Genomic DNA, 21798 nt, shown 5'->3' with positions numbered 1-21798 from the left:
GGATGAGGGGTGGTGGTCAGGCGGCGAACTGCCGTCGGAAGTGGGACTCGATGGCCTCCATCGAGCGCCCACGGGTCTCGGGAATCGTGCGGAGGTAGAAGACGAACGTCGCGACGTTGACCGCGGCGAAGATGAGGAACGTGGTTCCGCCGACCGCGTCGATCAGCGGCGGGAACGCCAGCGTGACCACGAAGTTGGCCATCCAGGTGCCGAACACCGCCGTGCCCATCGCAAAGCCGCGCAGGCGCAGCGGGAAGATCTCCGAGAGCATCAGCCAGAACACGGTCGCGATGCAGCCCTGCATGAACAGCAGGAAGGTCAGCATGGACGCCAACACGAGATAGCTGCGTACGGCCGACTCCGGCAGGAGCAGGAAGCAGAGGGCGATCAACACCAGCGAGAGGGTCACGCCGACCTGCCCGGTCAGCAGCATCGGACGTCGGCCGAACCGGCCCAGCAGCCACATGCCGGTCGACACCGCGACCACCGCCACAACGCCGTTGGCGATGGTGGCCGTCAGCGCGGCCTGCGTGCCAAGTCCCGTGTCCAGCAGGATCGTCGGCGCGAAGTACATGATCGAGTTGACGCCGGTCAGCTGCGACAGCACGGCCAGCCCGAGCCCGACCGTCACGATGCGTCGCACCCACGGCGTGCCCAAGTCCCGCCAGCCTGCCCGTGGTTGGTCGGCATCGGCCGTGACTCGACGCCTGATCTCGTCCAACTCCGCGTCCACGGCCCCCGCGTCACGAATGAGGCTCAGCGTGCGGGCGGTGTCGTCGAATCGTCCACGGGAGGCCAGCCACCGCGGCGACTCGGGCACGAACAGCATCCCGATCCACAGCAGCACGGCCGGGACCGTGGCGATCGCGAGCATCCAGCGCCACACGCCACCCTCGCCCACGGTCCTGGCGATGACCGCGTTCGAGGTGTACGCCAGCAACTGCCCGGTCACGATCATCAGTTCGTTCTGCGTCACCAGGCGACCGCGCAGCTCGGCCGGGGCCAACTCGGCGATGAACACCGGAACCGTCGCGGACGCACCGCCCACCGCCAGCCCGAGCAGCACCCGGAACAGCACCATCACCTCGAGCCCCGGCGCCAGCGCGGTATCCAGCGCACCGACGAGGAACAGCACGGCGAGCCCGAGGATCGTCCGCCTGCGCCCGTGCCGATCGGCGAGCCGCCCGCCGTACAGCGCCCCGAACGCCGCGCCGAGCACGAGCGACGAAGCGACGATCCCCTCGGTCAGCGGGGTGAGTCCCAGCCCGCCCTTCTCGGGCGAGAGGGACATGAAGGGCAGCGCACCGGAGATCACGCCGGTGTCGTAGCCGAAAAGCAGTCCACCGAAGGTCGCGATGACGGTGATGAGCCGCAGCCTGCGGTAGACCTCCGGAGAGGCCTTGTCCTTCGCGCTACTGCTTGGTGTGAGGGCCTGGGTCGTGTCGTCCCTGACGTCCATGGCCACCTCCTACCGGTCGATGTGGGGACGGGCGGAATCTCAGTTGGAGGTGGGGAAGTTGAAGCCGGCGGTGATGTGGTGGGTCTGGTGCGGCCAGCGGGTGGTGACGACCTTGGGGCGGGTGTAGAAGCGGATGCCTTCGGGGCCGTGGATGGGGGAGTCGCCGATGAGGGAGTCCTTCCAGCCGCCGAAGGAGTAGTAGGACATCGGGACCGGGACGGGGACGTTGATGCCGATCATGCCGATGTTGATGTGGCGCTGGAATCGGCGGGCGGCTTCGCCGGAGGCGGTGAACAGGGCGGTGCCGTTGCCGTAGGGGTTGGCGTTGATGAGGCTGATGGCGTCGTCGAGGGTGGTCACGCGGACGATGGCGAGGACGGGGCCGAAGAGTTCTTCCTGGTAGGCGTCCATGGCGGCCGTCACGTGGTCGAGGAGGGAGGGGCCGGTGAAGAAGCCCTCTTCATGCCCGTCGACCTTGAGGCCGCGGCCGTCGACGACGACGGTGGCGCCCTGGGTGGCGGCGGTACCGACGGCGTTCTCGACGCGTTCCTGGGCGGCCTTGGTGACCAGGGGGCCCATGTCGGTGCCGGGCTGGTTGCCGGGGCCGACCGTGATTTCGCGGGCCTTGCGCTCGAGGATCTCGACGAGTCCGTCGGCGGCGTCGCCGACGGCGACGGCGACGGATACGGCCATGCAGCGTTCGCCGGCGGAGCCGTAGGCGCCGGCGGTGATGTGGTTGGCGGCGAATTCGAGGTCGGCGTCGGGCAGGACGACGGCGTGGTTCTTGGCGCCGCCGAGGGCCTGGACGCGCTTGCCGTGCGCGGTGGCCTGCTCGTGGACGTACTTGGCGATCGGAGTCGACCCGACGAAGGAGACCGCCTGGATGCCGGGGTGGGTGAGGATCGCGTCGACCGCGTCCTTGCCGCCGTGCACGACGTTGAAGACACCGTCGGGCAGGCCGGCCTTCTTGTACAGCTCGGCGACGAAGTTCGCGGCGGACGGGTCGCGTTCGCTGGGCTTGAGGATGAAGGTGTTGCCGGTGGCGATGGCCATGGGGTGCATCCACAGCGGGACCATCGCGGGGAAGTTGAACGGGGTGATGCCGGCGACGACGCCGAGGGGCTGGCGGAAGTTGTGCACGTCGATGCCGCGGGAGACCTGGTCGGAGAAGGAGCCCTTGAGGATGTCGCCCAACCCGCAGGCGAACTCGACGACCTCGCGGCCCCGGGTGATCTCGCCGCGGGCGTCGTCGACGGTCTTGCCGTGCTCGGCGGAGATGATCCGGCCCAGCTCCTCCTCGTGCTCGAGGAGCAGCTGGCGGAAGGCGAACATCACCTGCGTGCGCTGGGTGAGCGACGATTCCGACCAGGTCTCGAAGGCGGCAGAGGCAGCCTGGACGGCGGCGTCCACGTCGGCCGCGCCGCCGAGGACGACCTGGGCCTGTGCGGCGCCGGTGGCCGGATTGAAGACCGGCTGGGTGGCGGTGGCGGCGCCCTGGACGGGAGCGCCGTTGATCCAGTGCGGGATGGTGGTCACGGTGCGGGTTTCCTTTGCGGGGACGGAAGTTACAGGTAGTGCCGTTGGGCGCGCTTGTTCGCGGCGTAGGTCTCGTGGGCGGTGCGGGTGGTCTCCAGGGCGGAGACTTCGCTGACCGGGACGTCCCACCAGCCGTGGCCGGGCGGGTTGGGCCCGTAGAGATCGGTCTCGACGTGGACGACGGTGGTGCCGGTGGCGGCCTTGGCCTTCTCCATCGCCGCCCGGAACTCCTCCACCGTGGTGGCGTGCAGGACGTCGGCGCCGAGGGAGGAGGCGTTGGCGGCGAGGTCGACGGGCAGCACGTCGCCGTCGAGCTGTCCCGAATCGCCGTTGCGGTAGCGGTACTTGGTGCCGAAGCGCTGCGAGCCCAGTGACTCTGAGAGGGCGCCGATGGAGGCGAAGCCGTGGTTCTGGACCAGGACGATGATGACCTTGAGGCCTTCGGAGACCATGGTCACGATCTCCTGGGCCATCATCAGATACGAGCCGTCGCCGACGAGGACGACGACCTCGCGGGTGGGGTCGGCCATCTTGGCCCCCACGCCGGCGGCGACCTCGTAGCCCATGCAGGAGTAGGCGTACTCCACGTGGTAGGCCTTCGCATCCCTGGCCCGCCACAGCTGCTGCAGGTCACCGGGCATCGACCCCGCGGCGTTGATGACCACGGCGCGGTCATCGAGGCTCTCGTTGAGGGCGCCGAGGATCTGCGTCTGGGCGGGCAGATCACCGGTGTTGCGGTCGGGGGCGAAGCACTCCTCCTCTATCTCCCGGGTCCGGGCGATGAGCTGACGCGTACGGTCCCGGTACTCCGGCTCCACTTCCCAGTCCGTGAGGGCTCCGGCGAGGGCCTGGATGCCGAGGCGGGCGTCGGCGACCAGGGGTTCGGCGGAGTGCTTGACGGCGTCCAGGCGGGCCACGTTGAGGTTGACGAACGTGACGTCGGGGTTGCCGAAGACGGTGTGGCTGGCGGTGGTGAAGTCCGAGTACCGCGTGCCGATACCCACGACGACGTCAGCCTCACGCGCCAGTTCGTTCGCCGCGTACGACCCCGTCGATCCGATGCCGCCGGCGGCGTAGGGGTGGTCCCAGGGGACGGCGCCCTTGCCGGCGTGGGTGTCGGCGACCGGGATTCCGGTGGCTTCGGCGAACGCGCGCAGCACGGTCTCCGCGCCGGAGTAGACGGCGCCGCCGCCGGCCACGATCAGCGGCTTCTTCGCGGTGCGCAGCAGGCGGGCGGCGCGTTCGACGGCGGCCGGCTCGGGGACGGGGCGGCCGACGTGCCACACCCGCCGCCGGAAGAACGACACCGGCCAGTCGTACGCCTCGGCCTGCACGTCCTGCGGCAGCGCGAGGGTGACGGCACCTGTCTCGACCGGGTCGGTCAGCACTCGCATCGCCGCAAGGGCGGCCGGGATGAGCTGCTCGGGGCGTTGGATGCGGTCGAAGTATTTGGATACGGCGCGGAAGGCGTCGTTGACGGTGACGTCGCCGCCGCGGGTGTCCTCCAGCTGTTGCAGGACGGGGTCGGCGGCGCGGGTGGCGAACATGTCGGAGGGCAGCAGCAGGACCGGGATCCGGTTGGTGGTGGCGAGGGCGGCGCCGGTGATCATGTTGGTGGAGCCGGGGCCGGTGGAGGCGGTGCAGGCGAAGGTGGCCAGCCGGTCGCGCATCTTGGCGTAGGCGACGGAGGCGTGGACCATGCCCTGTTCGTTGCGGGCGAGGTAGTAGGGCAGGTCGGCCTCGCCGGTCGTGGCGGCCTGGAGGAGGGCCTGGCCGATGCCGGCCACGTTGCCGTGGCCGAAGATGCCCCACACGCCGGGGATGAGGCGTTGTTCCTGGCCGTCGCGCTCGCTGTACTGGTTGGCCAGGAAACGCACCAGGGCCTGGGCGGTGGTGAGCCTGATCGTTTGCATTAGTCGGTCTCCTCGGCCGCGAACGGCAGCCGGTCGTCGATGTCCTGGGTGTCCCAGGTCGAACGCACCCAGCCGTGGGCGGGGTCGTCGCAGATCAGCCAGGCGCGGTCCTGGCCGGGGCCGGCCATGACGTTGAGGTAGTACAGGTCGTAGCCGGGCGCGGCGATGGACGGGCCGTGCCAGCCGTGCGGGATCAGCACCGTGTCCCCGGAACGCACCTCGGCCAGCACGTCGATCGGCCGCTCGGCGGTCCCGTAGACCCGCTGGTAGCCAAAACCCTGAGCGCCGCCGGAGACCTCGAAGTAGTAGATCTCCTCCAGCTCCGACTCCTGTCCGGGCCGGGCCTGGTCGTGCTTGTGCGGCGGATACGACGACCAGTTGCCGCCGGGTGTGAGGACCTCGCAGACCAGCAGTTGCTCGGCCTCGAAGGTGCCCGGCAGGCAGTAGTTGTTGACCTGGCGTGAGCAGGCCCCGGCACCGCGCAGCTCGACGGGCACGTTCTCCTTGGACCCGTACCGGGCGGAGAGTGAGCTCCGCCCGGTACGGGCGCTGGGCAGTGCGAACCGGCCGCCGGCCGCACTGCTGATCAGGGCCTCCGACTCGCGGGGGAGGTAGGCGAAGTCGGTGACCGAGGCGAACACGCCTGTCCGACCGGTGAGTTCGAAGGCCGTGCCGTCCGTGGTGACGGTGCAGGAGCCCGTCAGCGGCAGGACCAGGAACTCGGAGTCTTCGGTGGACAGGGCGTGTGCCTCGCCCGGCTTGAGGGTCAGGATCCTCAGGCCGGAGTATCCCCAGCCCGCCGATTCCGGCGTGACCAGGAGGTCATAGCCGTCGGCGGCTGAACTGCCCTTCGGCAGGTAGTACTTGCTGGCCCCGGTCACAGCAGGCTCACCGCCCGGTCCACGGCCCCGGCGACGTCGCCGCTGGAGGGGTAGAGCAGGGAGCGTCCGACGACCAGGCCCTGGGCGGTGGGTTGCTTGAGGGCCTTGCCCCAGGATGCGAAGGCCTTGTCCGGGTCCTTGACCTCGCCGCCCAGCAGCAGCGCGGGCAGGGTGGAGGAGGCCAGGACGCGCTCCATGTCGTCGACGACGGGCAGCTTCAGCCAGGTGTAGGCGGTGCGCCGGCCCAGTCCGGAGGCGATGGTGATGGACTTGATGACGGCGTCGGTGGACAGGTCGTTGCGGATCTTCCCGTCCTGCCAGGTGGACAGGAACGGCTCGACCATCGCGATGAGTTGACGGTCATTCAGCTCATTGACGGCCCGTGCCGTCTCGGTCAGCACGGAGGGGGTGGCGGGGTCGTCGAGGGCGATGCGGGTGAGCATCTTGCCGCCGTCGAAGCCCATCGCGGCGATCGTGTGGGCGTCGTAGCCGGTGAACCGGTCGTCGATCTCGAACACCGACCCGGCCAGGCCGGCCCGGTTCATGGAGCCGAAGACGCTCTTGCCGTCCAGGACGCCGAGCAGCAGCAGGTCCTCGAGGATGTCGGCGGTGGCCAGCACACCCGTCACGCCCGGCCGGTCCAGGGCGGTGCACAGGCGGTCCAGGAGGCGGGCGCGGTCGGCCATGGCGGTGGGGTCGGTGCCGATGCCGTTGGCGCCGCGGGCGGGATGGTCGGCGGCGATGATCATGGCTTTGCCGTGCTCGCCGAGCAGCGAGGTCGCCTTCACCCGGCGGGTGGCGGCGGCCGCGATGGCGCCGGGATCGGTCACCCGGGCGGCCACGATCCGGCTCAGGTTGTCGGACAGCACGGCGTCACGCCTTTCCATCGAGGGGTGCTTCGGTGGCGGGGGAGGCCTGGCGCAGCTTTTCCTCCACCTCGGTCTGGGTGGGCATGGCGTCGGAGCAGGCCAGCCGGCCCGCGACGATCGCCCCGGCGGCGTTGGCGAAGGCCACGGTCCGGCGGGTGTCCCAGCCGGCCAGCAGGCCGTGGCACAGTGCCCCGCCGAACGCGTCCCCCGCACCCAGCCCGTTGACCACATCGACCGGCACCGGCGGCACCTCGGCGACCGCACCGTCCCGGTCCATGGCCAGCACCCCGCGGGGGCCCTGCTTGACCACGGCCAGCTGCACCCCGGCGGCCAGCAGCGCCTTGGCGGCCGCGTACGGCTCGCGCTCGCCGGTGGCGACCTCGCACTCGTCGAGGTTGCCGACCGCCACCGTCGTATGGCGCAGGGCCTCGGCGTAGTACGACCGGGCCCGGTCCGGGCCGTCGGCCCAGAACATCGGCCGCCAGTCCAGGTCGAAGACCGTCGTGCCCGCCTCGGCCCGGTGCGCCAGCGCCGCCAGGGTGGCCGAGCGGCTCGGCTCCTCGCTCAGCCCGGTGCCCGTGAACCAGAAGATCGCCGCGTCCCGCACCGCGTCCAGGTCCAGCTCGCCCGCGCTGATGTCCAGGTCGGGCGCCTTCGGCAGGCGGTAGAAGTAGAGCGGGAAGTCGTCCGGCGGGAAGATCTCACAGAACGTCACCGGCGTCGGCGCGACATCCGACACGCCCACGAACCGGGCATCGACCTTGTAGCCCGCCAGCGCGGACCGGACGAAGTCACCGAACGGGTCCCGGCCCGTCTTGGTGATCACGGCCGCGGAATGCCCGTAGCGGGCGGCGGCCACCGCCACGTTCGTCGGGCTGCCGCCCAGGTACCTGCCGAACGAGGTGACCTCCGCCAGCCCCACACCCGTCTGGAGCGGATACACGTCCACCCCCACACGGCCGATGGTCAGCACTTCGAACGGCATAACGCTGGTTTCCCTTCGTTCCAGAGACTCCGGCTCGGAGTGGGACTTAAAGCGCTTTAAAAGCGCTTCGCGAAGAACGATGCCTCGCGCTCAAATGTCATGTCAATAGGTTGTTACCGCGGGATTGCGCGGACTCTTCCGTGCCAGGTCGGGCCGCATGGCATGCGAGGCCGGAGCAAGGGCGCAACAAGGCCCTGAGACAGGCCGCAACGCCCCGGTGAGGTGCGTACGGGGCGGTCGCGGCCCGTCGGTAATGAGACAGCGGCGTCAGCCGGCCAGATACTCGGAGATCTTCTCCCGCATGAACACCGACGACTCCTTCGCCCGCTCTTCCCAGGCGAACACGCAGGCGGTGAGCGTGCCGTCGAAGCGGCTCGCGCGCAGCTCACGGAAGAGCTCGTCGAAGTCGACCTCGCCCTCGCCGATGTCCAGGTGCTGGTGGATACGGGCGGGCGTGCCCGGCGGGTTGAGGATGTAGCGGTTGCCGGAGGACGCCGTGTGGTCGAACGCGTCGGCCAGGTGGACGTGGGTGAGCAGGTCGCCCGCGTACTTGATGATGCCGGGGGCGTCGTTGCCGATGTGGAACGTGTGCGGGGCGCAGTACAGGAACGTGACGTTGGGGTGGTTGATGCCCCGGATCAGGTTGATCGCGTCGTAGCCGTTCTCGATGAAGTCGTCCGGATGCGGCTCCAGTGCGAGCTTGATGCCCTCTCGCTCGAACACCGGCAGCAACTCGTCCAGCGACTTCCAGAATTGTGCCTCGCTGCGGTCGGGATCCTCCGGCCGACCGTTGAACTCGGAGATCATGCTGTCCACTCCGAGATCCGCGGCGATCTGGATCGACCGCTTCCAGTACCGTACGGCGGCCTGACGTGCGTCCTCATCGGGGCCGGACCAGCGGAACAGCGGCAGCAGCGAGGAGATTCCGACACCCGCCGAGTCCAGCGCCTTGCGGAACTTGCGGACCGTCGCGTCGTCGACGCGCGGGTGGCGGAAGAACGGGATGAAGTCCTCCCGGGGGGACAGCTCGATCCACTCGTATCCCAACTCGGCCACCACGGAGGGGAGTTCGAGCAGCGGGACGTTGCGGATCATGTATGGATCGAGGGCGATCTTCATGAAGGGTGCCTTCTGGTGGGTGGGGACAGTTGTGCTTTGGATCCGGACGTCCTCGTGGTCAAGGCGTCCTCGTGAGGTGGTCAGAACGTCCTCGTCGTCAGGACACCCCCGTCGTCAGGAGGCCCCTTCCGAGCTCGCCGCGACGGGTGCGGTGAGGTCGGCCTCTTCGGGGAGTTCCTCGACGTCGACGCCGCGGACCTGCGACAACTCGTGCTTGAGCGCGGCGAGTTCGGCGCCGCCGGCCATGTGGTTGGTCAGCTCCTCGAGCGTGATCTGGCTGCGCTCGGCGGAGAGTTCCATGGTGCCCAGGCGCAGCACGCTGAAGTGGTCGCCGACCATGTAGGCGTGGTGCGGGTTGTGCGTGATGAAGATGACGCCCAGACCGCGGTCACGGGCGGCGGCGATGTACTTCAGCACCACACCCGACTGCTTCACACCCAGCGCCGCGGTCGGCTCGTCCAGGATCAGCACGCGGGCGCCGAAGTAGACCGCGCGGGCGATCGCCACGCACTGGCGCTGGCCGCCCGACAGGGTGCCGATGGGCTGCTCCAGGTTGTCCAGGATGATGCCCATCTCGCGCAGCTCTTCGTCCGCGGTCTTCTTCATCTTCTCGATGTCGAGGCGGCGCACGGGCCAGGGGCCCTTGGTCATCTCGGAGCCGAGGAAGAAGTTGCGCCACACCGGCATCAGCGGGACGGTGGCCAGGTCCTGGTAGACGGTGGCGATGCCCTTGTCGAGCGCGTCGCGCGGGGTGGAGAAGCGTACGGGCGCGTTGTCGACGAGGAACTCGCCCTCGGTGTGCTGGTGCAACCCCGAAATAATCTTGATCAGCGTCGACTTGCCGGCGCCGTTGTCGCCGAGCACGCAGGTGACCTGGCTCGGGCGGACCTGGAGGCTCACCCCGTGCAGGGCGCGGACGTTGCCATAGGACTTGCCCGTGTTCTTCAACTCGACGACAGGCTTGCCGTCTTGAGGTGCGGCCACGGTGCCGTCGGACGTGGTTTCGTTGGTGGTTGTCATGGGTGCGGTCACCTCCGGGTCATGGTGCGCTGGACCCACAGATTGATCAGGACGGCGCCGAGCAGCATCACGCCCAGGAAGGCCTTGAACCAGTCGGGGTTCCAGCCGGCGTAGACGATGCCCTGCTGCACCATGCCGAACATGAAGGCGCCGAAGACCGGGCCGATCGCCGAGCCGTAGCCGCCGGTCAGCAGGCAGCCGCCGATCACGGCGCCGGAGATGTAGATCAGCTCGATGCCGACGCCCTCGCCGGACTGCACGGTGTTGAACGAGAACAGCTGGTGCATGCCGACGAACCAGGCGCCGAAGCCGACCAGCATGAACAGGGAGATCTTCGTGAAGGCCACCGGCACACCGACGGCCCGGGCGCTGTCCTTGTTGCCGCCGACCGCGAAGGTCCAGTTGCCGTACTTGGTGCGCATGAGCACCCAGGTGGCGATCGCCGCGAACAGCAGCCACCAGAACACGGTGATCTTCACCTGCACGCCACCGATGTCGAAGGACGAGGCGAAGACCTTCCTGGCCTGGTCGAAGCCGTCCATGTTGCTGATGTCATCGGTAGCGACGTTCCCGGTCACCAGCTTGGTCACCGCGAGGTTGACGCCCTGCAGGATCAGGAACGTGCCCAACGTGACCAGGAAGCTGGGCAGTCCGGTCTTGACCACCATCCAGCCGTTGAAGAAGCCGATCGCCAGCGACACGATCAGCGCGGCGAACACACCGACCCACACGTTCATGGTGAGTTGGTAGCTGATCATGCTTGCGGTGAGCGCCGAGGTGATCACTCCGACACCGGCCGACAGGTCGAACTCGCCGCCGATCATCAGCAGCGCGACCGGGATGGTCACGATGCCGAGGGTCGAGGACTGGTAGAGGATGTTCGCCATCGAGCTGGCGTCGCGCACCGGCGGCGCCGCGATCAGGAAGAACACGTAGACCGCTACGGCACCGAGGAAGACGCCGACTTCGGGCCGGGCCAACCACCTGATGACCAGGGAGCGTTCGGCCGTACGGCCGTCCTTCTGGTTCGGTCCGGGGGCCGGCGGCGCGGTCACCGCCGGCTCGGCATGCTGGGTCATGCTCATCACCGAGTGCCCTTCGCGGCGAACTTGGCGACGGACTCGACGTTGGACTTGTCCACGAAGGCCGGGCCCGTCAGCACGGGCTGCTCACCGCCACCGCTGAAGTTGCCGTTGGTCTTGTAGAGCCAGAGGGAGTCGACCGCCAAGTAGCCCTGGAGGTACGGCTGCTGGTCGACGGCGAACTGGATCGTGCCCTTCTGGATCGCGGAGACGAGGTCCTTGTTGAGGTCGAACGTGGCGACCTTCGCCTTGCTGCTGCCCTCGGACACGGCCTGGACGGCGGTCAGGGCGATCGGGGCGCCGAGCGTGACCACCTCGTCGATGGAGGAGTCCTGCTTGAGCTTGGCGGTGATGGTGGACTTCACCGAGGGCATGTCGGTGCCGTTGACGTAGAGGATGTCGGTCTTGCCGCTGAAGGTCTTCTTCACGCCGGCGCAGCGCTCTTCGAGGTTGACGTCGCCCTGGGCCTGGATCACGCACAGGGCGTGCTTGGCGCCGGTGCCGTTGAGCTTGCTGCCGAGGGCCTGGCCGGAGACGGCCTCGTCCTGCCCGAAGAACGACAGCAGGCCCTGCTGCTTCCAGACGCTCAGGCCCGCGTTGAGGCCGACGACCGGGATGCCGGCCTTCTCCGCCTTGGCGACCACGGACTTCAGCGCGTCCGGCTTCGCCAGGGTGACCGCGATGCCGTCGACCTTCTGGTCGATCGCGTTCTGCACCAGGTTGGCCTGGTCGCCGGCGTTCTCGTCGTTGGAGTAGATCAGCTTGATGTTGTCCTTGGCCGCGGCGGCCTCGGCACCCTTGCGAATGGTGTCCCAGAAGGTGTCGCCGGAAGGCGCATGGGTGACCATCGCGATGGTCATGCGGGGGGTGTTCGCCTTGCCCGCGGAGACGTTGCCCGCCTCCTCCTCGGCCTTCTTGCCGCCGGAGCTGCTGGAACAGCCCGCGAGGGTCAGGGCGGCCGCGGCGGCCACGGCCACGACGGGGACGATTCTGCGGGAGTGGGGAAGCGCTGTGCGGTTCATGCGTGCACCTCACTGTGCAACTGGGAGGGGAGAGTGGATCACCGGCCACCGCTCGCCCGCCGGGTGGGCCGGGGTGGAGGCGGCGACCCCGGTTAGGAGCGCGCTCCGGGAGGAGTGATGGGGCCGATTGCGGCTCGGCCGGTCAGGGGCGGGGTGGCGCCTGGAGTGGGATGACGGACGATGCGCGGGCAGTGTGGGTGGCCGCCGGGCGTTCGTTATGGGTTCGTTGGAACATCAGGACAATTTAAAGCGCTTTAAGTTCTGGTACTATCGGCCTTGTTTCGTGAGCGTGTCAAGGGTGTTGCTCGAGGAGATTTCCCGGGGAGGCGCAGGTGGACGAGGGCGGTTCCGTCAGTCACCGGAACGGCGCGCACAAGCGCCCCCGGCTGGAGGACGTCGCTGCGCGCGTGGGCGTGTCCACGGCGTCGGTGTCCCTCGTGCTGCGCGGCGTGGCCGGTCCCAGTGAGCGGACCCGGCAGCGTGTGCTGAAGGCCGCCGCCGACCTCGGCTACCAGGTGGACCGCACCGCCAGCACACTGGCCAGCAGGCGCAGCCGGCTGCTCGGGGTCATGGTCGACATCCACAGCCCGTTCCACGCCGAACTGGTCGAGCATCTGCACACCGCGGCCGAGGAGGTCGGCTACGACCTGGTCCTCAGCACTCTGACCCGCACCCGTGACGAGCAGACGGCCGTGGACACGCTCCTGGCCTTCCGCAGCGAGGCCCTGATCCTGCTCGGCCCCACGGCCGCCGCCGACACGCTCTCGGCCCTGGACAACAAGGCGCCCGTCATCGCGGTCGGCCGCCGGATCGCCGACGCCGGCCTGGACGTCGTGCGCACCGCGGACGACGACGGAGTCGGCCAGATCGTCGACCACCTGGTCGGACTCGGCCACCGGGAGATCGTCTACGTCGACGGCGGCAAGGGCGTCATCGCCACCGACCGGCGCCGCGGCTACCGCACGGCCATGCGCCGCCACGGACTCGGCGAGTGCATCCGGGTGCTGGGCGGCGACAACACCGAGGCGGCCGGGGAGCGTGCCGCCCGGCATCTCCTGGACGGCGACGCACTGCCCACCGCCGTCGTCGCGTTCAACGACCAGTGCGCCATCGGCGTCCTGGCCGCCCTCTCCCGCGCGGGCATCTCCGTCCCGGGGCAGGTCTCCGTGGCCGGCTACGACGACGACACGCTCTCCCGGCTGAGCTGCTTCAACTTGACCACCGTCAGCCAGGGCGCCCTGGAGCAGGCCCGGCACGCGGTGACCGCCGCCGTCGAGCGACTTGACCAGGACCGCACCGAACCCCGCGAGGTCGTGCTCGCCCCGCACCTGGTCGTCCGCGGTACCACGGCAGCACCCGCCTGACGTGCGCCCTGGATGGTCCTGCGAGCGTCAGGCCGCCGGCCGTACCAGACCGGATTCGTAGGCGAAGGCGACCGCTTGGACGCGGGCGCGGACGCCGATCTTGGCGAGGATGTGGCTGACGTGCGACTTGACCGTGGTCGGGGCGATGGACAGCCGGACGGCGATCTCGGTGTTGGACCAGCCGGAGGCCACGGCCGTGAGGACGTCGCGTTCGCGTTCGGTGAGGATGGACAGCCCGGCCTCCCGTGCGAGGGGGCGGACGGCCGGCTGTGTGCGGACGGCGTCGATGAGCGCGCGGGTCAGGGCCGGGGTGATGACGGCGTCTCCGGCGGCCACGACGCGGATGGCCGCGGTCAGTTCCTCCGGGGCGGCGTCCGTGAGGAGGAATCCGCCGGCTCCGGCGCGCAGCGCGGCGTGCGCGTGCCTGTCGTCGGTGCTCGAGGTCAGCACCAGTACGCGGGGCGGGGAGCCCGCGGCCATGGGGGACTCGGAGGCCGACAACAGGCGCGGGGGTCGTGCGATGCGCCGGATGGCATCGATGTCGTCCGGTTCGGCGAGGCGGCTGTCCATCAGGACGACGTCCGGACGGAGTGCGGCGCTCATGCGGACCGCATCGACCCCGCTCGCGGCTTCGCCGACGACGCTCAGGTCGGGCTCGGCGGCCAGGAGCATGCGCAGGCCGACGCGTTGCAGGGACTGGTCGTTGACGATGAGTACGGAGACCACGTCCGTCCTCCCTCATCCTCTAAACGAAACTGTTTCGTTCACTTGCTGCTCAGGATAGCCCCCGCCGCTATCGAAACGGCATCGTTTTTCATCGTGGGCTGGATCACATCTCGGATCATGCGGATCGGGGCGCGGAACGGGCGCCTCAGCTCCTGGTGACAAACGCTTCACCAGGAGCTGAGTCTTTGTGAGCACTGCCCGATGGCGCGGTCCGCGCAGTCCTACGGTCCGGGCCATGGACACGAGTCGCAGTAGAGGAACAACCGCGAAGACCCTGCGCAGTGCTGCGCTGGCGGTGCTGCTGACCGCCGGGGCGATCACCGTGACCGCCCCGGACGCCCGAGGGGAGAGTGCGCGGACCGAGACGCCCGTGGCCTCGACGAGTGCGGTCGCCGGAGTGAGTGAGTCGGTGGTGCGGGTGAAGGTCCCGCTGCCGGCGTCCTTCGGCGACCGTCCGGCGGCGTGCGACTGGCTGTCGTATCTGCGCTACCGCTCCTCCGACGGGCCGGCGGCCTCGGCCGACGCCGACCGGATCCTCGTCGCCCAGCCGGGCATCCTCGAGGGGGCCGGGGCCTTCGACAGCGTCGCCCGCAACACCGTGGCGGGTGCCGCCGAGCAGGGACGGCACATCGAGTTCTGGGCGATCGACCGGCGCTCCAACTGCCTGGAGGACCACACCGGCATCGACTCCGGCGACCAGCACACAGCCGTCGACTACTACTACCGCGGCAAGCAGGTCGACGGCCGCACCTTCGCCGGTTTCGTCGGCAACGACCGGCTGGGGTGGATGGCGAAGCTCGGCATCGAGCAGACGGTGCGCGACCAATACGACCTGCTCGCCGCCGAGTTGCCCGACCAGGGGCTGCGCAAGCGCAAGGTGCTGTGCGGCGGACACTCGCTCGGCGGCGTGGTCACCGGCTACTTCGCGGCCGCCGACTTCGACGGCAACCCGGCCACCACCACCGACGCCGGATACAACCAGTGCGCCGGCTACTTCGCCCTCGACACCACCGTCTCCACCTCGCTCGGCGACCTGAGCGGCAGCATGCCCGACGACACCAACCTGCCCGACGTGGGCCTGGGTTACGGCGCCGTGCAGGCCGGACTCGACAGCGGGGTGCTGCCGCGCTCGCTGTCCGCGCCGGTCCTGCTCAACCCCGAGACCATGACCCTGCTGGCCATCGCCGGGGTCGGCGCCGTACAGGATCCGGGCGGTGAGGCTGACCTGCCGAGCTATCTGCCCTCCAACACCAACATCGAGGCCACCAACCGCTTCCTGTTCTCCAAGGACACCGCCACGTTCCTCACCGGCTCTCCCGCGGTGAAGGACTTCCGGCTCACCAACGCTGCGGTGCTCGGAGCGCTGCTGGACGACAACTCCGTACCGCTGGCCTTCCTGCAGAGCAGCGTGGGCTTTTTCGACGGGGGACCGATCACCGACAAGAACTTCCCTGCAGCCAACGGCAGTTCGCAGCAGCCGGGACTGTTCGGCGTCGATTACAAGGCCATTCCGGCTCAGCCGCACGGACCGCTCTACACATGGCGCAATTACGACCGTGTCGGCGCCGCCGACGACCCCGGCTACAAGTCGGCCGACGGCACGCCGTTCACCAGTGCCGGCAAAGAGGTCACCGACATAGGGGAGTTGGCCCGCAGCCTGGCCCGGCAGCCGCTCGACTTCACCGAGCAGTACTTCCCCACCAAGCTGGTCACCGACCTGGAACTGGCCACCTCCCCACAGGTGAAGCAGCTGGTCGTGCACCCCCAGGGGCTCACCGCCAACCCGACGCTCACCGTGCTCGCCGGGGACGGGCTGCTCGCCGGCCGCGTCCCAGCCGGCCTCGACCCGGTGGTCGCCGACGGCTACCAGCACCTCGACGTGCTCACCGCGGCGCCCGTGCAGAACAACGGGCGGCCCGAGCCGGTGTCCACCAACCTCGCGCAATTCGCCATGGAGCCCCACTAGCTTCGATCTTGCACTGGCTCCGGTTGCCGACCGCCAGGCCGCAGGTTGCAATGAGGCTGTGGCCCGACGGTCGCAGCCAGCGGCGTGGGGTCGTCCCGCCCCGCCGCTGGGCACCGCCCGAGCCGGGAGGCAGTGATGACGTTCCCTGATCCCGGGGCCCGTCCCGCGGGGCACACCCGGTGGAAGCGGCTCGGCCTGGTGATGGTGCCGACGCTGCTGGTGTCCGCGGTACTCCTGGCAGCGATCGGAACCGGCACTCTCCCTGTCTCGCTCGCGGTCTCCGCACAGTCCATGGTGATTTCGGGACAGAACCTCAAGATCTCCGCCGACCGGCTGCAGGGCACCGGTTTCACCCAGTACGTCGGGATGGACCGGTCGAAGACCAAGGCGTACCCGGAAGCCATCGCCGGCATCGACTCGGCCGACCTGTACAACCTGTGCCAGTCGATGGTCATCCGCCTCCCTGTCGTCGGCGAGACCACGCTGCGGATCAGCGCCGGCGGAGGCGGCAAGCCCGCGCACGCGGACCATCTCGTCGTCCATACCGACGACCTCGGCGGCGACGCAGTGTTCCGCAACATCACCATCGGACAGGATGCCTCGACCTTCAACGACGGTTCCGGTGCCCTGGCGGGAGTCTTCGGACAGCGGGCCGACACCGTACGCATCGATCACCTGCGGCAGTCGACCCGAGAAGTGACTGCGGCGACCTTCCGGCTCACGGGCCTGCACCTGAGTGTGAAGGCCGGAGCCAAGCCCTGTTACTGAACGGCCTTCCCCTCTCTGCGGTCCAAGCGGGTGAAAACGTCCGTCCATTGGGGTCCCCGGCTGCTCCTCGGAGTCACCAGCGGATCCCACCGGAGTTGGCGAGACGTACCACCCGAGACTCGGGTGTCGGGGTTTCTGAGCCCTCTGGTGGGCCGGCCCCGATCGTCTGACGGGGAGAGGGATGACGAGCAACGTCGACAGTGCCACCCAGACCACCGTGCGCACACGTCTCACGGGCCACACCCGATGGAGGCGTCTGGCCGTGGCCATGGTGCCCACCCTGCTGGCGTCCGCAGCGCTGTGCACAGCGATGGCGCGCGGCGCCCTGGCCGCGTCCTTCGGGGTGTCACCCAACTCGTTCACGGTTTCCGGCGAGAGCTTCCAGATCGGAGCCAGCACGCTCGCAGGGCGCGGGTTCGTGCAGTTCGGTGTGCTGGACCGCGGTGCTCACGCCTCGTACCCGGAGGCGCTGTCCGGCATCCGGTCCGCCGACCTGTACGACCTGTGCCAGTCCGTCGTACAGGACGTGCCCGTCCTCGGGCCCGTCACCCTGCGGCTGACCTCGGGCAGCGGCGGGGAACCCGCGCACGCCGACCGGCTCGTCGCGGACAGTCACGACCTGCAGGGCGACGCGGTCTTCCACAACATCAACATCGGCCAGGATGCCGCCACCGTGCAGGGTGTGCCCGGTGTGCACGGCGAGCCCGGCGGCTTCGGCGAGCAGGCCGACACCGTACGCATCGATGATCTGCGGCAGCAGACGCGTTCGGTCAGTGCGGCGACGTTCCGGCTGCCGGGACTCCACCTGAGCGTGCAGGTCGGCGATCACTCATGTTTTCTGACGCCGGGTCACGAAGGCCACCACACTCGGGGAGATCGACGTGAGTAGTGCGCGGCTGCGCGCGGGACGTCAGCGGAAGGCGGAGGCTGACGGGCGGCGGCTCGGATGGTGGAACGCCTTCCACGACTGGCGGCGCAGCCGCCCGTTCTGGGCCGGGGTGTGGACGCTGCTGGCCGGGGTCGAGATCCTCTCCATCCCGTTCGCGCCGTTGCCGATCATGATGCATGAGGGCATCGCCGGCGTGGCGGGGTCACTCATGGGGATCTTCATGGCGGTCCTTGCGCTCAGCATGTGGCTGGCGCCGGGGCACCGGGTGTTCGCGGGCATCGCGACGCTGGTGTTCGCCGTCGCCTCACTCGTGCTCTCCAATTTCGGCGGCTTCCTGATCGGTTTTCTGCTGGGCATCACCGGCGGCGCGATGGCGGTGAGCTGGGTGCCGTATGCGCGGCCGGAACGGCCACGGATCCGGCCGGACTGGGGTCGCGGGAGCGGATCGGACGGCCCCGGAGGATCGGGCAGCCCGGAGGGGCCGGACAGTCCGGGCGGCTCTGGTGGTTCGGGTGGTTCCGGCGGTTCCGGTGGGGCCGGTGACCATGGTGATTCGGGCGGTCTCGGTTGGCCCGGTGGCCCCGGCGGTTTCCGTGAACCGGGCAGCGGGGGAGGCGGCGCCGGAGGCCGTGCGGTCGGTGGCGGACAAACCGGCAGCAGCCCGCGCATGAACCGTCTGACCTCGCGCACAAACCGTATGCGGGCACTCGGTGTGCTTCCGATCGGGGCACTGCTGACCGGCGGGCTGCAACCAGCCCCGGTGCACGTCCCCAGGATGGTGCCGAGGCTCGACGATCCACCCAGCGTGCTCGCGGGCGCTGCCGCCGCCGACACCCGACCGAGCCTGACCGTCTGCTCTCTGCTCGACGGACTGCTGGCCGGGGCAGTACCCGGCGCCCGCGGCACCGGAAGCCGCGTCCCGGTGGACGGCTCGCCGGGCCCGCACACGTCCCTAGGCCCTCGTCTGCCGAACCCGCGTACCGAGGTATACGACAAACACAGGCCCAGTCGCAGGCCCGACTCCGTCGCGCCTGCGCCCGCTCCCACCCACTCATCCGGAGCGGGCCTTCTCGGCTCGGTCGCCGACCTGCTCGGCCTGCACGATGCACACGACGAACACGACAACGGCCCGGCTGCCCGGCACGATCGTGCGACGCCGAGCCCGACCCGCCCCACCGGCCCGTCGCAGCGCGGTAAGCCCGAGCACACCGCCGGGCCGGGTACGTCGGACAAGCAGCCGAGCCGGTCCGGCGTCGCCGCCGGCAACTCCGTCCCGCCATCCGTTCTGCGCTTGAACATCCCGCCACTGCCTGCCGACGGACGGATGGCCGGGCCGTTGTCGTTGCTGCCCCTGCACATCGAACTGGGCGCCCACTCCGGCCGGGACGAGCACTCGCAATGGTGTCTTCCGCAGCCCTTGATCTCTCTCCGCCTCGGTGTCGATGCCGCCGCGTACGGCGTACGCACCGCCGCCCAGCCGTTCCGGGTCCTCAGCCCGCTGATGGTGCTGAGCGGCCTGACCTATCACGGCATCACCGAGGTGCCAACGGCGTCCGGTTCCGAGGAGGTCCTGGTCTTCACCGTGTCCCGGGTCGACATTGCGAGCCTGCGCGAGACCGCACCTCTCCTTGCCCCCTCGTGCGGCCGCAACCAGCCACCGCCACCCGAGCCGCCCTTCCAAGGCCTGCCCGGCCTCCGGCTGCCCCTGCTCGACATGGGCATTCCCGGTATCGGCCGCGTGGACCCGTCCGCTCCAGGCCCCTGGTATCCCTGCCAGGGGACGTTGGAGACGGACGGCACCGCCGGTACGACGGTTGCCACCGGTCAGCCCGTGGTCCTGCTGACCAAGATCCTCAGCGGGAACCTCCTCGGCCTGCTCCCCGTCACGTTCACCCCGAGCATGCCGCCCCCGCTTCCGCCGGGGCTCACCCTTCCGATCCCGATCTTCTTCACGAACGTCACTGCGTACAACCAGTACCTCGGCGCTGACGAATTGGACGTCCCCGGTCTCCACCAGACGGCGTCCCGCTGACTCTTTGAACCACGGAACAGATGGCCCGAACTTGTCGGCCCGCAGCAGGCCGGGGTGAGCTCGAAGCAGCGCAACTGCGCAGCCGTCGGGCCCGGGAGGAGCTCCTCCCGGGCCCGATGCTTGTTGCCTGCCGTGCTCAGACCTTGCCCGCGGCGAAGGCGGCTGCCGCGTCGGCGTTCGCGGTGTAGCCGAGGTGTGCGAGGACGTCGTTGCCGCCGTTCTCGCAGATGGGGTCGCCCTTGGCGCAGAAGTCGATGGTGCGGCTCTGGTAGGTGCCGGTGACGCTCTTGCCGAGGGCCCGGATCGGGTTGCCGAACAGCAGCACCGCGGCGACCCGCGGTTCGAGCGCGGCGGGAATGGTCGCCACGATGGGACTGCCGACCACCGCGCCGTCGCTGCTGATTCCGATGGAGTTGTCGACGACGTTCGCTCCCTGCGAATAGCCGACGAGAATGAAACGCTGATTCGGACAGGACGCGACCTGGCTGTTGACGCGGTTCACCAGGTCCGCGTTTCCCTGTGCGGCCGAGGTGAGGGAAAGGTCCGCGGGATAGTTCACCTTGTAGCTGGTGAGGTTTTTGCCCGTCAGCTTCTTCTGCAGGGCGGAATACACCGGGTCGCCGACGATTGCGCCGAGCGTGCCCGGCTCGAAGGTGCCGCGGGCCGCGACGACGTCGATGTCCGAGCAGGCGGCGGCCGATGCGGTGGATGTCGAGACGGTGGCCAGTCCGGCCCCGCCGGCCATGGAGAGCGCGGCGAGGCACAAGCGAATACGCATGGGAATCCTTTGAGGGTCGGGCGCGTTGAGCGCGCCTGCGGAAAAGGACGTCCCGAACGTATTCGCTCTGTCTGACGGGGTGTTATGTATGGGAATTCAGAAGTTCTACGATTTCTTGAGCTGAGGTGAGCCGGGGGAAATTCCTTGCGCGGAAGGCGTTTCCTGGTCCGCCCGCAGTTCCTCGGCGCGCAGGGCCAGAATGAGGTCCAGACGGGTGCCGGGGTCGTGCAGGGCGTCGCCGAAAAGCTTCTCCAGCTGGCGCAGGCGGTAGCGGACCGTCTGCGGGTGGATGTGCAGACGGGCGGCGACATCGGGCACGTTGCTGCCGCTGAGCAGCCAGGCCAGCAACGTCTCGGCGAGCCGGGCCCGTTGCCCCTCGGAGGCCGTCTCCAGCGGGGCCAGGGCACGCGTCTCCAACTGGGCGAGCAACGGCTCGTCCCCGTGCAGCAGCAGCGTCGACAGGTGGTCGGCGCAACGCACCACGCCCTGCCGGGGCAGGATCCCGCGACCCATCAGTCCCAGCGCCCGGGCGGCCCAGCGCAGCGACTGCGCGGCCTCGGTCAGCGGCACGGTCGGTCCGATCGCGGCCGGGCGGCCGCGCAGCGCGAGGGTGAACGCCCGCCCGCCGAAGCGGCCCGAACCGTCCGGATCGGGCACCAGCATCCGCGGCGGCCGGGACTCCATGTCCACCAGGGCCCCGGCGGCCGCCAGCGGCCGCTCCTCCTCGCGCTGGTCCGGGCAGACCGCGAGCGCGACGACCGCGACCTGCCGCGGCACCGACCACCTGGCGCCGTGCGCCAGATCCTGCACCGCCTCCAAAGACACCGGCCCGTCGCCCAGCAGCAGTTCGAGCAGGCGCCTGCGCCGCCGCTCCAGCTCGTCCGTGCTGCGCAGCCGTCCCTCCGCGTAACCGGCCGCGGCCGCCTCGGCCACCTCGTGGACGGTCTGGAACGCCAGCTCGCCCAGCGCGGCCACCACCGCCGAGTCCAGCCCGAGCTCCTCCGCGGTACGGCCCATCAGCCGCCAGGCGTGCATCCCGCCGATCCGCAGCGCGGACTGCAGCGCGTCCAGGCTGCGGTCCTCCAGGGCCACACCGCGCCCGAGTTCGTAGTACGTGGACGCGATCGCGTCGCTCCGGCGGCGCGGGTCGGCGATGTGGTCGACGAACAGGGTCAGGGCCTGGACCACACCGGCCCGCAGGTTCCTGGCGTACATCCCGTCCGGGGGGCCCGCGTACTCGGGGACCTGCCTGCGGACCTCGTCCTCGACCTCGTCGGCCACTGCCTCGAGTTGGGCCCGGAGTGGTTCGGCGAGGTCGGGCGGCACCGAGGGGGATGCCGGACCGGCCGGCCCGCCGTGCGGGGTGGGGACGGCCATCGCGGACACTCC

At 69.6% G+C, this 21798-nt stretch carries 18 protein-coding genes; 5 read left to right on the top strand and 13 right to left on the bottom strand.

What is annotated here, in order from left to right; translation table 11 throughout:
- Positions 1 to 16: 16 nt before the first annotated feature.
- From ACFY1L_RS29560 to ACFY1L_RS29515, 10 genes are all read right to left on the bottom strand, one after another.
- Positions 17 to 1459 (bottom strand): sugar porter family MFS transporter, encoded by a 1443-nt coding sequence (locus ACFY1L_RS29560; protein ID WP_388830827.1) that lies wholly within the window; start codon positions 1457 to 1459, stop codon positions 17 to 19.
- Between the two features lie 39 nt (positions 1460 to 1498).
- Entirely contained in the window at positions 1499 to 2995 is a 1497-nt protein-coding gene (locus ACFY1L_RS29555) for a CoA-acylating methylmalonate-semialdehyde dehydrogenase (protein ID WP_388830825.1), read from the bottom strand.
- Between the two features lie 29 nt (positions 2996 to 3024).
- On the bottom strand, positions 3025 to 4908 hold the full coding sequence (gene iolD, locus ACFY1L_RS29550) for a 3D-(3,5/4)-trihydroxycyclohexane-1,2-dione acylhydrolase (decyclizing) (protein WP_388830823.1): 1884 nt from the start codon (positions 4906 to 4908) through the stop codon (positions 3025 to 3027).
- Positions 4908 to 5789 (bottom strand): 5-deoxy-glucuronate isomerase, encoded by an 882-nt coding sequence (iolB, locus tag ACFY1L_RS29545; RefSeq protein ID WP_388830821.1) that lies wholly within the window; start codon positions 5787 to 5789, stop codon positions 4908 to 4910. Before iolB ends, iolD begins: the two co-directional genes overlap by 1 nt.
- Positions 5786 to 6676 carry an aldolase gene (locus ACFY1L_RS29540; RefSeq protein WP_388830819.1) on the bottom strand — a complete coding sequence of 297 codons (891 nt, stop codon included), beginning with the start codon at positions 6674 to 6676 and terminating at the stop codon, positions 5786 to 5788. The genes iolB and ACFY1L_RS29540 overlap by 4 nt, the downstream gene beginning before the upstream one ends.
- Complete coding sequence (gene iolC, locus ACFY1L_RS29535) at positions 6663 to 7643, bottom strand: 5-dehydro-2-deoxygluconokinase (RefSeq protein WP_388830817.1); 981 nt, start codon at positions 7641 to 7643, stop codon at positions 6663 to 6665. Before iolC ends, ACFY1L_RS29540 begins: the two co-directional genes overlap by 14 nt.
- 267 nt (positions 7644 to 7910) lie before the next feature.
- On the bottom strand, positions 7911 to 8762 hold the full coding sequence (locus ACFY1L_RS29530; protein ID WP_388830815.1) for a sugar phosphate isomerase/epimerase family protein: 852 nt from the start codon (positions 8760 to 8762) through the stop codon (positions 7911 to 7913).
- A 114-nt stretch (positions 8763 to 8876) separates the two neighbouring features.
- The gene (locus ACFY1L_RS29525; protein ID WP_388830813.1) at positions 8877 to 9782 is read right to left on the bottom strand and encodes an ATP-binding cassette domain-containing protein; all 906 of its coding nucleotides are present in this window, start codon (positions 9780 to 9782) and stop codon (positions 8877 to 8879) included.
- Between the two features lie 8 nt (positions 9783 to 9790).
- Complete coding sequence (locus tag ACFY1L_RS29520; RefSeq protein ID WP_388830811.1) at positions 9791 to 10867, bottom strand: ABC transporter permease; 1077 nt, start codon at positions 10865 to 10867, stop codon at positions 9791 to 9793.
- Positions 10867 to 11886 carry a sugar ABC transporter substrate-binding protein gene (locus ACFY1L_RS29515; RefSeq protein WP_388830809.1) on the bottom strand — a complete coding sequence of 340 codons (1020 nt, stop codon included), beginning with the start codon at positions 11884 to 11886 and terminating at the stop codon, positions 10867 to 10869. The genes ACFY1L_RS29520 and ACFY1L_RS29515 overlap by 1 nt, the downstream gene beginning before the upstream one ends.
- Before the next feature lie 332 nt (positions 11887 to 12218).
- Here ACFY1L_RS29515 and ACFY1L_RS29510 point away from each other — a divergent pair, with 332 nt between their 5' ends.
- A complete protein-coding gene (locus ACFY1L_RS29510) occupies positions 12219 to 13250 on the top strand; it encodes a LacI family DNA-binding transcriptional regulator (protein WP_388830807.1) in 1032 nt (343 codons plus the stop codon).
- A 27-nt stretch (positions 13251 to 13277) separates the two neighbouring features.
- Here the strand turns inward: ACFY1L_RS29510 and ACFY1L_RS29505 are convergent, their stop codons facing one another.
- Positions 13278 to 13976, bottom strand: a complete 699-nt coding sequence (locus ACFY1L_RS29505; protein ID WP_388830805.1) for a LuxR C-terminal-related transcriptional regulator — start codon at positions 13974 to 13976, stop codon at positions 13278 to 13280.
- Positions 13977 to 14211: 235 nt separating this feature from the next.
- Between ACFY1L_RS29505 and ACFY1L_RS29500 the strand changes: the two genes are divergently transcribed.
- The 4 genes from ACFY1L_RS29500 to ACFY1L_RS29485 all read left to right on the top strand — a co-directional run bounded on the left by ACFY1L_RS29500 (position 14212) and on the right by ACFY1L_RS29485 (position 19631).
- A complete protein-coding gene (locus ACFY1L_RS29500) occupies positions 14212 to 15942 on the top strand; it encodes a hypothetical protein (RefSeq protein WP_388830803.1) in 1731 nt (576 codons plus the stop codon).
- A gap of 135 nt (positions 15943 to 16077) precedes the next feature.
- Complete coding sequence (locus tag ACFY1L_RS29495) at positions 16078 to 16710, top strand: DUF6230 family protein (protein WP_388830801.1); 633 nt, start codon at positions 16078 to 16080, stop codon at positions 16708 to 16710.
- Positions 16711 to 16891: 181 nt separating this feature from the next.
- Positions 16892 to 17599 (top strand): DUF6230 family protein, encoded by a 708-nt coding sequence (locus tag ACFY1L_RS29490; protein WP_388830799.1) that lies wholly within the window; start codon positions 16892 to 16894, stop codon positions 17597 to 17599.
- On the top strand, positions 17592 to 19631 hold the full coding sequence (locus tag ACFY1L_RS29485; protein ID WP_388830797.1) for a DUF6114 domain-containing protein: 2040 nt from the start codon (positions 17592 to 17594) through the stop codon (positions 19629 to 19631). Before ACFY1L_RS29490 ends, ACFY1L_RS29485 begins: the two co-directional genes overlap by 8 nt.
- 136 nt (positions 19632 to 19767) lie before the next feature.
- Here ACFY1L_RS29485 and ACFY1L_RS29480 read toward each other — a convergent pair whose 3' ends face one another.
- Together ACFY1L_RS29480 and ACFY1L_RS29475 are read right to left on the bottom strand one after the other, a co-directional pair.
- Positions 19768 to 20409, bottom strand: coding sequence for a cutinase family protein (locus ACFY1L_RS29480; RefSeq protein WP_388830795.1), 642 nt, complete (start codon positions 20407 to 20409; stop codon positions 19768 to 19770).
- A 105-nt stretch (positions 20410 to 20514) separates the two neighbouring features.
- Positions 20515 to 21786 carry a helix-turn-helix domain-containing protein gene (locus ACFY1L_RS29475; RefSeq protein ID WP_388830793.1) on the bottom strand — a complete coding sequence of 424 codons (1272 nt, stop codon included), beginning with the start codon at positions 21784 to 21786 and terminating at the stop codon, positions 20515 to 20517.
- Between the last annotated feature and the right edge of the window lie 12 nt (positions 21787 to 21798).

The organism is Streptomyces sp. NPDC001663 (genome assembly GCF_042893105.1).
Classification (GTDB): Bacteria; Actinomycetota; Actinomycetes; order Streptomycetales; family Streptomycetaceae; genus Streptomyces.
This window is presented reverse-complemented; position numbering and strand designations above follow the sequence as displayed.

What these genes read in the sequence shown, in the direction of transcription:
- ACFY1L_RS29560 (WP_388830827.1), bottom strand. Translation starts at nt 1,459, where the DNA reads ATGGACGTCAGGGACGACACGACCCAGGCCCTCACACCAAGCAGTAGC.
- iolD (WP_388830823.1), bottom strand. Translation starts at nt 4,908, where the DNA reads ATGCAAACGATCAGGCTCACCACCGCCCAGGCCCTGGTGCGTTTCCTG.
- ACFY1L_RS29540 (WP_388830819.1), bottom strand. Translation starts at nt 6,676, where the DNA reads ATGGAAAGGCGTGACGCCGTGCTGTCCGACAACCTGAGCCGGATCGTG.
- iolC (WP_388830817.1), bottom strand. Translation starts at nt 7,643, where the DNA reads ATGCCGTTCGAAGTGCTGACCATCGGCCGTGTGGGGGTGGACGTGTAT.
- ACFY1L_RS29530 (WP_388830815.1), bottom strand. Translation starts at nt 8,762, where the DNA reads ATGAAGATCGCCCTCGATCCATACATGATCCGCAACGTCCCGCTGCTC.
- ACFY1L_RS29525 (WP_388830813.1), bottom strand. Translation starts at nt 9,782, where the DNA reads ATGACAACCACCAACGAAACCACGTCCGACGGCACCGTGGCCGCACCT.
- ACFY1L_RS29520 (WP_388830811.1), bottom strand. Translation starts at nt 10,867, where the DNA reads ATGAGCATGACCCAGCATGCCGAGCCGGCGGTGACCGCGCCGCCGGCC.
- ACFY1L_RS29515 (WP_388830809.1), bottom strand. Translation starts at nt 11,886, where the DNA reads ATGAACCGCACAGCGCTTCCCCACTCCCGCAGAATCGTCCCCGTCGTG.
- ACFY1L_RS29500 (WP_388830803.1), top strand. Translation starts at nt 14,212, where the DNA reads ATGGACACGAGTCGCAGTAGAGGAACAACCGCGAAGACCCTGCGCAGT.
- ACFY1L_RS29495 (WP_388830801.1), top strand. Translation starts at nt 16,078, where the DNA reads ATGACGTTCCCTGATCCCGGGGCCCGTCCCGCGGGGCACACCCGGTGG.
- ACFY1L_RS29490 (WP_388830799.1), top strand. Translation starts at nt 16,892, where the DNA reads ATGACGAGCAACGTCGACAGTGCCACCCAGACCACCGTGCGCACACGT.
- ACFY1L_RS29480 (WP_388830795.1), bottom strand. Translation starts at nt 20,409, where the DNA reads ATGCGTATTCGCTTGTGCCTCGCCGCGCTCTCCATGGCCGGCGGGGCC.
- ACFY1L_RS29475 (WP_388830793.1), bottom strand. Translation starts at nt 21,786, where the DNA reads ATGGCCGTCCCCACCCCGCACGGCGGGCCGGCCGGTCCGGCATCCCCC.